The organism is Pseudomonas sp. S2_F07 (genome assembly GCF_054668325.1).
The window spans coordinates 4,290,064-4,303,330 of record NZ_CP162758.1; the positions used below are offsets into that span (position 1 = coordinate 4,290,064).

General features: G+C 60.5%; 7 protein-coding genes. All 7 read left to right on the top strand.

Annotation, left to right across the window (positions count from 1 at the left end; translation table 11 throughout):
* The 7 genes from pilQ to hemE all read left to right on the top strand — a co-directional run bounded on the left by pilQ (position 1) and on the right by hemE (position 13,016).
* A complete protein-coding gene (gene pilQ / locus AB4O40_RS19495) occupies positions 1-2,070 on the top strand; it encodes a type IV pilus secretin PilQ (protein ID WP_056725697.1) in 2,070 nt (689 codons plus the stop codon).
* Positions 2,071-2,074: 4 nt separating this feature from the next.
* Positions 2,075-2,593 carry a shikimate kinase AroK gene (gene aroK, locus AB4O40_RS19500; protein WP_056725695.1) on the top strand — a complete coding sequence of 173 codons (519 nt, stop codon included), beginning with the start codon at positions 2,075-2,077 and terminating at the stop codon, positions 2,591-2,593.
* A gap of 150 nt (positions 2,594-2,743) precedes the next feature.
* On the top strand, positions 2,744-3,844 hold the full coding sequence (gene aroB / locus AB4O40_RS19505) for a 3-dehydroquinate synthase (protein WP_460053622.1): 1,101 nt from the start codon (positions 2,744-2,746) through the stop codon (positions 3,842-3,844).
* Between the two features lie 10 nt (positions 3,845-3,854).
* Positions 3,855-5,450 carry an AAA family ATPase gene (locus AB4O40_RS19510; protein WP_056725691.1) on the top strand — a complete coding sequence of 532 codons (1,596 nt, stop codon included), beginning with the start codon at positions 3,855-3,857 and terminating at the stop codon, positions 5,448-5,450.
* Between the two features lie 349 nt (positions 5,451-5,799).
* The gene (gltB, locus tag AB4O40_RS19515; RefSeq protein ID WP_056725690.1) at positions 5,800-10,245 is read left to right on the top strand and encodes a glutamate synthase large subunit; all 4,446 of its coding nucleotides are present in this window, start codon (positions 5,800-5,802) and stop codon (positions 10,243-10,245) included.
* Positions 10,246-10,277: 32 nt separating this feature from the next.
* Positions 10,278-11,696 carry an FAD-dependent oxidoreductase gene (locus AB4O40_RS19520; RefSeq protein WP_007975602.1) on the top strand — a complete coding sequence of 473 codons (1,419 nt, stop codon included), beginning with the start codon at positions 10,278-10,280 and terminating at the stop codon, positions 11,694-11,696.
* A gap of 252 nt (positions 11,697-11,948) precedes the next feature.
* Entirely contained in the window at positions 11,949-13,016 is a 1,068-nt protein-coding gene (hemE, locus tag AB4O40_RS19525; RefSeq protein WP_056725688.1) for a uroporphyrinogen decarboxylase, read from the top strand.
* Positions 13,017-13,267: the final 251 nt, after the last annotated feature.

Here is a 13,267-nt window from a genome sequence, read left to right on the forward strand (position 1 = left end):
ATGAACAGGATTCTTTCCACCGTCGGCCTTTCGCTATGGATAGCGTTGTTGTCGCCGATGGTACAAGCAGCCAATCTCAAGGCGCTGGATGTCGCTGCGCTGCCCGGTGACCGTGTCGAGTTGAAGTTGTCGTTCGATGCACCACCCCCGGTGCCCCACGGCTACACGACGGATTCGCCGGCCCGGATTGCCCTGGACTTGCCGGGTGTCGCCAGTCAGTTGGCCAGCAAGACTCGCGATCTCGGCAGTGGAAATGCCCGCAGTGCAACGGTGGTGGAAGCCCGGGACCGTACGCGATTGATCATCAACCTGGCCCAGTCGGCCCCGTACGACTCGCGAATTGAAGGCAACAATCTGCTGGTCGTCGTCGGGCAGGGAGTCAAACCGTCGACATCCAGGCCGGCGGCCACAGCAATGCCGGTTCCGGCTCGGGCCGCCGCGACGGCGGGCAAGGTCATTCGGGGTGTGGATTTCCAGCGGGGAACCCAGGGCGAAGGCAACGTGGTGATCGACTTGTCGGATCCATCGATTGCACCCGACATACAAGAGCGCGAAGGCAGGATCATCGTCGGATTTGCCAAAACCTTATTGCCCGAGCGATTGCGCGTGCGACTGGACGTGAAGGATTTCGCCACGCCCGTGCAGTTCGTCAATGCCAGCGCGAGCGGCGATCGAGCCACCATCAGTATTGAACCCGGCGGCACGTTCGATTACTCGACCTATCAGACTGACAACAAGCTCACTATCAGCGTTCGCCCGGCGACGGTCGACGAACTGCAAAAGCGCAATGCCGGGCAACAGGCCTATAGCGGCGAGAAGCTATCGCTGAATTTCCAGGACATCGATGTGCGCTCGGTGCTGCAACTGATCGCCGATTTCACCAACCTCAATCTGGTGGCCAGCGATACGGTCCAGGGGGGAATTACCCTGCGTCTGCAGAACGTGCCGTGGGATCAGGCGCTGGATCTGGTGCTGAAAACCAAGGGGCTGGACAAGCGCAAGGTCGGCAATGTCCTGCTTGTTGCGCCGGCCGATGAAATTGCTGCCCGTGAGCGTCAGGAGCTCGAATCGCAGAAGCAGATTGCCGATCTGGCGCCGTTGCGTCGGGAGTTGTTGCAGGTCAATTACGCCAAGGCGGCGGACATCGCCAAGCTCTTCCAGTCAGTGACCAGTGCTGAAGCGAAGCCCGACGAACGGGGGTCGATCACTGTCGATGAGCGCACCAACAATATCATTGCCTACCAGACCCAGGACCGGCTGGATGAGTTGCGCAGGATCGTTACGCAGCTGGATATCCCCGTGCGTCAGGTGATGATCGAGGCGCGCATAGTCGAAGCCAACGTCGACTATGACAAAAGCCTCGGGGTGCGCTGGGGCGGTTCGATACAGAACAAGGGCAACTGGAACACCTCCGGCGTCAGCAATGGGCTCAATGGGTCATCGACCATCGGCACGCCCGGCAGTACCAGCACCAACTCACCGTTCGTCGACATGGGTGTAGCCAACAACACCTCGGGAATCGGCATCGCGTTCATCACCGATAACGTCTTGCTGGACCTGGAACTTACGGCCATGGAGAAAACCGGCAACGGGGAAATCGTCTCACAGCCCAAAGTGGTCACGTCCGACAAGGAAACCGCGAAAATCCTCAAGGGCACCGAGATTCCCTATCAGGAAGCCAGCTCCAGCGGCGCGACTTCGGTCTCGTTCAAGGAGGCTTCGCTGTCGCTGGAGGTGACGCCGCAGATCACGCCCGACAACCGGATCATCATGGAGGTCAAGGTCACCAAGGACGAACCGGACTTCCTGAACAAGGTTCAGGATGTACCGCCCATCAAGAAAAACGAAGTCAACGCCAAGGTCCTGGTCAACGATGGCGAGACCATCGTCATTGGCGGTGTTTTCTCAAATACTCAGAGCAAGGTTGTAGATAAGGTGCCATTTCTTGGCGATGTGCCGTATCTTGGCCGCCTTTTCCGGCGTGACGTGGTTTCGGAGAAAAAATCCGAGCTGTTGGTATTCCTCACTCCGCGTATCATGAATAATCGGGCGATTGCTGTGAGTCATTGATTCTGTGCGAAATTTGATTCTTGTTGGACCGATGGGTGCTGGAAAAAGCACCATCGGCCGGTTGCTGGCCAAAGAGCTGCGCCTGCCATTCAAAGATTCCGATAAGGAAATTGAATTGCGCACGGGCGCCAATATCCCTTGGATCTTCGATAAGGAAGGCGAACCGGGCTTTCGTGATCGCGAGCAGGCAATGATTGCCGAGCTGTGCGATTACGACGGTGTGGTGCTGGCGACAGGCGGGGGCGCGGTCATGCGCGAAGCCAATCGTCGGGCACTGCATGCCGGTGGGCGTGTGGTTTATCTGCATGCGTCGGTCGAGCAACAGGTCGGCCGTACGTCTCGCGACCGCAATCGGCCATTGTTGCGTACCGCTGATCCGGCCAAGACCCTTCGGGATCTGTTGGCGATCCGCGATCCGCTTTATCGGGAAATTGCCGACCTGGTGGTCGAAACCGATGAGCGGCCGCCACGAATGGTCGTACTCGACATTCTGGAGCGCCTGCAGCAGTTGCCACCCCGTTAAAGCGCCGCGGGAAATGCGCTATCCTCGGCGTCCGCCAGGACCACTCCAGGTTGTGGCGGATGGCTACCGAGCGGCGTCACACCAGATGAGGCCGTGGATATTCGTTAACTCAGGGCAGAACGCCTGATTCCATCTTCACTGTGGGGACACATGCAGACACTCAAGGTCGATCTGGGCGAGCGCAGCTACCCGATTCATATTGGCGAAGGTTTGTTGGATCAGCCTGAGCTGCTGGCCCCGCACATTCGCGGACGGCAAGTAGCAATCATTTCCAACGAGACGGTTGCGCCGCTCTATCTCGAGCGTCTGACCCGCAGCCTGGCGAAGTTCTCGGTGATTTCCGTGGTGCTGCCCGACGGCGAAGCCTTCAAGACCTGGGAAACCCTGCAACTGATTTTCGACGGCCTGCTGACCGCCCGGCATGATCGGCGCACCACGGTGATCGCCCTCGGTGGCGGTGTGATCGGTGATATGGCCGGCTTTGCCGCCGCCTGCTACCAGCGCGGCGTCGATTTCATCCAGGTTCCGACCACGCTGCTGTCGCAGGTCGACTCCTCGGTGGGCGGCAAGACCGGGATCAACCATCCGCTGGGCAAGAACATGGTCGGCGCCTTCTATCAGCCGAACGTGGTGCTGATCGATACCGCCAGCCTCAACACCTTGCCGGCGCGCGAGCTGTCCGCCGGGCTGGCCGAAGTCATCAAGTACGGGCTGATCTGTGATGAGCCGTTCCTGACCTGGCTCGAAGACAACGTCGACCGCCTGCGCAGTCTGGACCAGCAAGCCCTGACCTATGCCATCGAGCGCTCCTGCGCGGCCAAGGCGGCGGTGGTCGGTGCCGATGAGAAAGAGACGGGCGTTCGTGCCACTTTGAACCTGGGCCATACGTTTGGCCACGCCATCGAAACCCACATGGGCTATGGTGTATGGCTTCATGGTGAGGCAGTGGCTGCTGGCACCGTAATGGCGCTGGAAATGTCCGCGCGACTCGGCTGGATCAGCGAGCAGGAGCGTGATCGCGGTATTCGTCTGTTCCAGCGTGCGGGGCTGCCGGTCATTCCGCCGCAAGAGATGACAGAAGCCGATTTCCTCGAACACATGTCCATTGATAAAAAAGTGATCGACGGTCGTTTGCGCCTGGTGCTGCTGCGCCACATGGGCGAAGCGGTGGTGACCGACGATTATCCGAAAGAGGTTCTACAGGCCACGCTGGGGGCAGACTACCGCGCCCTGGCTCAGCTTAAAGGTTAATAAGAACACGATGACTAGTTTGCATGCCGACGAGGCTTTCCTCGGCCATTACCAGTTGAGTCATGACCCTTTTGCTCCACGGGTACCTGGCTTCAAATTTTTCCCGGCCCAGCGCAAACCCGTGCTGGGACAACTGCATCACCTGGCTCGCTACAGCCAGTTGCTGCTGGTAGTCACTGGCCCCGAAGGCAGTGGCAAGACCCTGTTGCGTCAGGCCCTGGTCGCCAGCACCAACAAGCAATCGGTACAAAGTGTGGTGGTTTCTGCCCGCGGCGCCGGCGATGCGGCCGGTGTGCTGCGTCAGGTGGCCCAGGCGCTGAACGTCGGCCAGGCTGATGCCGACGCGATTCTGGCCCAAGTGGTGCAACTCGCACTGACCGGGCAAGAAGTCTATCTGCTGGTCGATGACGCCGAACAACTCGACGAATCCGCCCTTGAGACTCTGATGGTCCTGGCTGCCGGCGCGCCTGAGGGTCGCCCGCATGTGTTCCTGTTCGGTGAGACCTCGCTGATCGGTCAACTTGAGGCTCTGCATCTCGAGGAAGAGCGCTTCCACGTCATCGAGTTGCAGCCCTACACCGAAGAAGAAACCCGTGAATATCTGGAGCAGCGGCTCGAAGGCGCGGGTCGCGGTATCGAACTTTTCACCGCGGATCAGATCTCTGATATTCACGAAAGCTCCGAAGGCTGGCCTGGCAGCATCAATCAGGTCGCCCGCGATGCAATGATCGAAGCCATGATCGCCAGCCGCTCAGCGGTCAAGCGTCCAAAAATGGGGTTCAATATGCCGAAGAAACACGTATTGGCGATTTCCGCCGTGGTCGTGGTCGCGGTAGCTGCCGCCTGGTTGATTCCGGGTCGCAACAAGGCGCCGACCACCGGTGCACCGACCAATGAACAGGCGCAACTGCCGCTTGGCCAGGGTCAGCCAGCCGCGAATGGCGGTGCTCCGGCCGTCGAATTCGCCGGCAGCACGCAGCCGATGCCATTGCCGTTGGTCGGTAACTCGCAACCGGTCATGCGCGCCCCACTGGCTGAAGCCGCGGGCGGCATCACCGAAGGCGATGATGGCGTTCCGGTAGAAGGCTCCAGCGCTACGCCGCCGACCGTTACGACTACTGCACCACCAGCGGGTGTACCTGCCGGCCCTGCGCCGACACCAGCGGCCAAGCCTGCGCCTGCGCCGACTCAGGTCGCCACTGCCAAGCCTGCGCCTGCTCCAGTGGCCAAGCCAGCTCCAGCTCCAGCTCCAGCCAAGCCAGCCGTTGCCGCGGCGACCAAGCCTGCCGAGAAAGCCGCTCCGGCGGCCAAAGCTGCTGGCGGCACCTGGTACGCCGGTCAGGCACCGGGTAACTACGTGGTGCAAATCCTCGGCACCAGCTCCGAGACCGCCGCACAAAGCTTCGTCAAGGAGCAGGGTGGCGAGTACCGTTATTTCAAGAAAGTCCTCAATGGCAAGCCGCTCTACGTGATCACCTACGGCAGCTTCGCCAATCGTGATGCAGCCGTTTCCGCCATCAAGGCCTTGCCAGCGAAGGTTCAGGCTGGTAAACCTTGGCCTCGCACTGTCGCCAGCGTCCAACAGGAACTGGCAACAACTCGCTGAAGATTCGGCGGCCTTACCCAGGCCGCCTCTCCAAGCACCTCAAAATTTCTACAAGTGCGCGCAACCTTCCGGGCTGCGTGCCTTGTGGTGTCTGCGTCACAGTAGTCTTTGAGTCGTTGCGGTCAGAATTAAAAAAAGTTTTGACTAGCACAGCAGATCGCTTTAAACCTTTCACAAATGCGACATAGATTTGCGACATTTCGTCGTCAAATTTGTGAGCCTCCGTGTCGGTGTGTACAATGACCTCCCTTTTGCCCCCGCAAAGCTGGCGTACGTTCGGCGCGGTTGGTAAGTGGTTGAATTGAAAAGAAATTTGCTTCGCGAGAAGCAGCCTGGTGAGAAAGTGTCTATGAAAGCAGGTCTGTACCAACCAGATGAATTCAAGGATAACTGCGGTTTCGGCCTGATTGCTCATATGCAGGGCGAGCCCAGTCATACCCTTTTGCAAACGGCCATCGAGGCCCTGACCTGCATGACCCACCGCGGTGGGATTAATGCCGACGGCAAGACCGGTGACGGTTGCGGTCTGCTGATTCAAAAGCCGGACGTGTTCCTGCGAGCCATCGCCCAGGAAACCTTCGGCGTCGAAATGCCCAAGCAATACGCTGTGGGCATGGTTTTCTTCAACCAGGACCCGGTCAAGGCCGAAGCCGCTCGCGAGAACATGAACCGCGAGATCCTGGCCGCCGGTCTGCAACTGGTCGGCTGGCGCAAAGTGCCGATCGACACCAGCGTCCTCGGCCGCCTGGCCCTTGAGCGCCTGCCGCAGATCGAGCAGGTGTACATCGGCGGTGAAGGCCTGAGCGATCAGGACATGGCCGTCAAGCTGTTCACCTCCCGTCGTCGCTCGTCCGTGGCCAACGCTGCCGACACTGACCACTACGTGTGCAGCTTTTCCCACAAGACCATTATTTACAAAGGCCTGATGATGCCGGCGGACTTGACCGCCTTCTATCCGGACCTGAGCGATGAGCGCCTGCAAACCTCGATTTGCGTGTTCCACCAGCGCTTCTCCACCAACACCCTGCCGAAATGGCCGCTGGCTCAACCGTTCCGCTTCCTGGCGCACAACGGCGAGATCAACACCATCACCGGTAACCGCAACTGGGCCGTGGCCCGTCGCACCAAGTTCACCAACGATCTGATGGACCTGGAAGAACTCGGCCCGCTGGTCAACCGTGTGGGTTCCGACTCCTCGAGCATGGACAACATGCTGGAGCTGATGGTCACCGGTGGCATCGATCTGTTCCGTGGCGTGCGGATGATCATTCCGCCTGCGTGGCAGAACGTCGAAACCATGGACCCGGATCTGCGTGCGTTCTACGAATACAACTCGATGCACATGGAACCGTGGGACGGCCCGGCCGGCGTGGTAATGACCGACGGTCGTTACGCGGTGTGCCTGCTCGACCGTAACGGTCTGCGTCCGGCGCGTTGGGTCACCACCAAGAACGGCTTTATCACCCTGGCCTCGGAAATCGGTGTCTGGAACTACCAGCCTGAAGACGTGATCGCCAAAGGCCGCGTTGGCCCGGGCCAGATCTTTGCCGTGGACACCGAAACCGGCCAGATCCTCGACACCGACGCGATCGACAACCGTCTGAAGTCCCGTCATCCGTACAAGCAATGGCTGCGCAAGAATGCCCTGCGCATCCAGGCGACCATGGAAGACAACGACCACGGTTCGGCGTTCTACGACGTCGATCAGCTCAAGCAATACATGAAGATGTATCAGGTCACGTTCGAAGAGCGCGACCAGGTGCTGCGTCCGCTGGGCGAACAGGGCTACGAAGCCGTGGGCTCGATGGGCGACGATACGCCGATGGCCGTGCTGTCCCAGCGCGTGCGCACGCCGTACGACTATTTCCGCCAGCAGTTCGCGCAGGTCACCAACCCGCCGATCGATCCGCTGCGTGAAGCCATCGTCATGTCGCTGGAGATCTGCCTCGGTGCCGAGCGCAACATCTTCCAGGAGTCGCCGGAACACGCCTCGCGCGTGATCCTCAGCTCGCCGGTCATTTCCCCGGCCAAGTGGCGCTCGCTGATGAACCTCGATCGTCCGGGTTTCGAACGCGCGATCATCGATCTGAACTACGACGAAAGCGTCGGCCTCGAAGCGGCGATCCGCAACGTCGCCGATCAGGCTGAAGAAGCCGTGCGCGCCGGTCGTACCCAGGTTGTGCTGAGTGACCGTCACATTGCCCCTGGCAAGTTGCCGATCCACGCGTCCCTGGCCACAGGTGCTGTGCACCACCGCCTGACCGAAAAAGGCCTGCGTTGCGACTCCAACATCCTGGTGGAAACTGCGACTGCGCGTGACCCGCATCACTTCGCCGTGTTGATCGGTTTCGGCGCCTCTGCCGTCTATCCATTCCTGGCTTATGAAGTGCTGGGCGACCTGATCCGTACCGGTGAAGTACTGGGCGACCTCTACGAAGTATTCAAGAACTACCGTAAAGGCATTACCAAGGGCTTGCTCAAGATCCTGTCGAAGATGGGCATCTCGACCATCACCTCGTACCGTGGTGCGCAGTTGTTCGAAGCCATCGGTCTGTCCGAGGAAGTCTGCAACCTGAGCTTCCGTGGCGTGCCAAGCCGCATCAAGGGTGCGCGTTTCGTCGACATCGAAGCCGAGCAGAAAGCCCTGGCCACCGAAGCCTGGAGCCCGCGCAAGCCGATCCAGCAAGGCGGCCTGCTGAAGTTCGTCCACGGTGGCGAGTACCACGCCTACAACCCGGACGTGGTCAGCACCCTGCAAGCCGCTGTGCAGCAGGGCGACTACAGCAAGTTCAAGGAATACACGTCGCTGGTGGACAACCGCCCGGTGTCGATGATCCGCGATCTGCTGAAAGTCAAAACCCTGGACACGCCGCTGGACATCAGCGAGATCGAACCACTGGAATCGGTGCTCAAGCGCTTCGACTCCGCCGGTATCTCCCTGGGCGCCCTGTCGCCGGAAGCTCACGAAGCCCTGGCCGAAGCCATGAACCGCCTCGGTGCGCGCTCCAACTCCGGTGAAGGCGGCGAAGACCCGGCGCGCTACGGCACCATCAAGAGCTCGAAAATCAAGCAGGTTGCCACCGGCCGTTTCGGTGTGACCCCGGAATACCTGGTCAATGCTGAAGTGCTGCAGATCAAGGTCGCCCAGGGCGCCAAGCCCGGCGAGGGTGGTCAACTGCCAGGCGGCAAGGTCAACGGTCTGATCGCCAAGCTGCGTTACGCAGTGCCGGGCGTGACCCTGATTTCGCCACCGCCGCACCACGACATCTATTCGATCGAAGACTTGTCGCAGCTGATTTTCGACCTGAAACAAGTCAACCCGAAGGCGCTGGTCTCGGTGAAGCTGGTCGCAGAAGCGGGCGTCGGTACCATCGCCGCCGGTGTGGCCAAGGCCTATGCGGACCTGATCACCATCTCCGGCTACGACGGCGGCACCGGCGCATCGCCGCTGACCTCGATCAAATACGCGGGCGCTCCGTGGGAACTCGGCCTGGCCGAAACCCACCAGACCCTGCGCGGCAATGACCTGCGCGGCAAAGTCCGGGTACAGACCGACGGCGGCCTGAAAACCGGCCTCGACGTGATCAAGGCTGCGATCCTCGGCGCTGAAAGCTTCGGCTTCGGTACCGCGCCAATGATCGCCCTGGGCTGCAAATACCTGCGTATCTGCCACCTGAACAACTGCGCCACCGGCGTCGCGACCCAGAACGAGAAGCTGCGCAAGGATCACTACATCGGTACCGTCGACATGGTGGTGAATTTCTTCACCTACGTCGCCGAAGAAACCCGTGAGTGGCTGGCCAAGCTGGGCGTGCGCTCCCTCGAAGAACTGATCGGCCGTACCGATCTGCTGGAAGTCCTCGAAGGCCAGACCGCCAAGCAGCATCACCTGGACCTCACTCCGTTGCTGGGCAGCGACCACGTACCGGCGGACAAGCCGCAGTTCTGTGGCGTTGAACGCAACCCGCCGTTCGACAAGGGCCTGCTGGCCGAGAAAATGGTCGACATGGCCTCCTCGGCAATCAACGACCTGAGCGGCGCCGAGTTCGACCTGGATATCTGCAACTGCGACCGCTCCATCGGCGCACGGATCTCCGGCGAAATCGCGCGTAAACACGGTAACCAGGGCATGGCCAACGCGCCGGTCACGTTCCGCTTCAAGGGCACGGCAGGGCAGAGCTTCGGCGTGTGGAACGCCGGTGGCCTGCACATGTACCTGGAAGGCGACGCCAACGACTACGTCGGCAAGGGCATGACCGGCGGCAAGCTGGTCATCGTTCCGCCGAAGGGCAGCGTCTACCGCACCCAGGACAGTGCCATCATCGGCAACACCTGCCTGTACGGCGCCACTGGCGGCAAGCTGTTCGCCGCCGGCACCGCGGGCGAGCGTTTCGCCGTGCGTAACTCCGGTGCCCACACCGTTGTGGAAGGCACTGGCGATCACTGCTGCGAGTACATGACCGGTGGTTTCGTCTGCGTATTGGGCAAGACCGGGTACAACTTCGGCTCTGGCATGACCGGCGGTTTCGCCTACGTGCTCGACCAGGACAACAGCTTCGTTGACCGGGTCAACCACGAACTGGTGGAAATCCAGCGGATCAGCGGCGAGGCGATGGAAGCCTATCGCAGCCACCTGCAACGCGTGCTGAACGAGTACGTCGAGGAGACCGACAGCGAGTGGGGTCGTGAACTCGCCGAGAACCTCGATGATTACGTGCGTCGTTTCTGGCTGGTCAAGCCCAAGGCGGCCAACCTGAAATCGTTGCTTTCCAGCACCCGTGCCAACCCGCAGTGATATGCGCCTGAAGAGTTTGATGAGGTTTTAAAATGGCTGAACGTCTGAATAATGACTTCCAGTTCATCGAGGTCGGGCGCAAGGATCCGAAGAAGAAACTGTTGCGTCAACGCAAGAAAGAGTTCGTGGAAATCTACGAACCCTTCAAACCCCAGCAGTCGGCCGACCAGGCCCACCGCTGCCTGGGTTGCGGTAACCCGTATTGCGAATGGAAGTGCCCGGTGCACAACTTCATTCCCAACTGGCTGAAGCTGGTGGCCGAGGGCAACATCCTCCAGGCCGCCGAACTGTCGCACCAGACCAACACCCTGCCGGAAGTCTGCGGCCGGGTGTGCCCGCAGGATCGTCTGTGCGAGGGTGCCTGCACCCTCAACGACGGCTTCGGCGCGGTGACCATCGGTTCGGTGGAGAAGTACATCACCGACACCGCGTTCGCCATGGGCTGGCGCCCGGACATGTCCAAGGTCAAGCCGACCGGCAAGCGTGTCGCGATCATCGGTGCCGGGCCTGCGGGCCTGGGCTGTGCCGACGTGCTGGTGCGCGGCGGCGTGACCCCGGTGGTGTTCGACAAGAACCCGGAAATCGGCGGTCTGCTGACCTTCGGCATCCCCGAGTTCAAGCTGGAAAAGACCGTGCTGAGCAATCGTCGCGAAGTCTTCACTGGCATGGGCATCGAGTTCCGCCTCAACACCGAGGTGGGCAAGGACGTGACCATGGAGCAACTGCTCGAAGAATACGATGCGGTATTCATGGGCATGGGCACCTACACCTACATGAAGGGCGGCTTTGCCGGGGAAGACCTGCCGGGCGTGTACGACGCGCTGGATTTCCTGATCGCCAACGTCAACCGCAACCTGGGCTTTGAAAAGTCGCCGGAAGATTTCGTCGACATGAAAGGCAAGAAGGTCGTGGTACTCGGCGGCGGCGACACGGCGATGGACTGCAACCGTACGTCGATCCGCCAGGGCGCCAAGTCGGTGACCTGCGCCTATCGTCGTGACGAAGCGAACATGCCGGGCTCGCGCAAAGAGGTGAAGAACGCCAAGGAAGAAGGCGTGAAATTCCTCTACAACCGCCAGCCGATCGCCATTGTCGGTGAAGACAAGGTCGAAGGCGTGAAGGTGGTCGAGACCCGTCTCGGCGAGCCGGACGCCCGTGGCCGCCGTAGCCCAGAGCCGATCCCGGGCTCCGAAGAGATCATCCCGGCCGACGCCGTGGTCATCGCTTTCGGTTTCCGTCCAAGCCCGGCGCCGTGGTTCGAGCAGTTCGAAATCCAGACCGACAGCCAGGGCCGCGTGGTGGCGCCGGAACAAGGTCAGTACAAGCACCAGACCAGCAACCCGAAGATCTTCGCCGGTGGCGACATGGTGCGCGGTTCCGACCTGGTGGTGACGGCGATCTTCGAAGGCCGTAATGCCGCCGAAGGGATCCTGGATTACCTGGGCGTGTAACCCCGCCCCGGAACTAAATGTAATACCCCCTGTGGGAGCGAGCTTGCTCGCGATAGCGGTGGATCAGTCAGCAGAGATGTTGAATGTGAAGCCCTCATCGCGAGCAAGCTCGCTCCCACAGTCGTTTTGTGGTGAGTCAAATACTGCATTCCACCGCGACAAATTGACCCGATAGACAAAAGGCTGACCTGCAACCGTGCCTTTTGCTCCCGGCTCTGAGAAAATGCCCTCACTTTTTTTCCGGATGCCGACATGACTGCCCTGAAGAACGACCGTTTCCTGCGCGCCCTGCTCAAGCAACCCGTAGACGTCACCCCCGTGTGGATGATGCGTCAGGCCGGTCGCTACCTGCCTGAATACCGCGCCAGCCGTGCCAAGGCCGGCGATTTCATGAGCCTGTGCATGAACCCGGCGTTCGCTTGCGAAGTCACGATGCAGCCGCTCGACCGCTATCCACAACTGGATGCTGCGATCCTCTTCTCCGACATCCTGACCATCCCCGATGCCATGGGTCAGGGCCTGTATTTCGAAACCGGTGAAGGTCCGCGCTTCAAGAAAGTCGTCAGCACCCTGGCCGACATCGAAGCCCTGCCGATTCCTGATCCGCACAAAGACCTGGGTTACGTGATGGACGCGGTCAGCACCATCCGCCGCGAACTGAACGGCCGCGTACCGCTGATCGGTTTCTCCGGCAGCCCGTGGACCCTGGCGACCTACATGGTCGAAGGCGGCTCGTCGAAAGACTACCGCAAGACCAAAACCATGCTCTACGACAACCCGCAAGCCTTGCACCTGCTGCTGGACAAGCTCGCGCAGACAGTCACCAGCTACCTTAACGGCCAGATCATGGCCGGTGCGCAAGCGGTACAGATCTTCGACAGCTGGGGCGGCAGCCTGTCGGCGGCGGCGTACCAGGAATTCTCCCTGGCCTACATGAAGAAAATTGTCAGCGGCCTGATCCGCGAACACGAAGGTCGCAAGGTGCCGGTCATCCTGTTCACCAAGAACGGTGGCCTGTGGCTGGAAAGCATCGCTGATGCCGGCGCCGACGCACTGGGCCTGGACTGGACCTGCGACATCGGCAGCGCCCGTGCCCGTGTTGGCGACAAGGTCGCGCTGCAAGGCAACATGGACCCGACCGTGCTCTACGCGAAACCCGAAGCCATCCGTACCGAAGTCGGGCGCATCCTGGCCAGCTACGGCAAAGGCAGCGGCCACGTATTCAACCTCGGCCATGGCATCACGCCGGAAGTCGATCCGGAACATGCTGGTGCATTCCTGCGCGCGGTACATGAGCTGTCGGCGCAGTATCACGAGTAGCGATTGCCCGTTTTCACAAAGCCTGTCCCGCCTCGCGCCGGACAGGTTTTTTTGTGCCGTTTAAAAGCTCAAAAAATAAAGCATCACCAACTGTAAGAATGTTTTCTTTCTTTGTCGGATTGAGACATGGAGAGACTGTTCCTGCCTCGCGTGGTGATTACTCCTACATAGAATTTTCCTCCATCCCCGTAAGGTTCCAGGCCCTTGTCCGGCGTATTGCCGAACAATCACGAAGCGAACAGGGGCGCCCA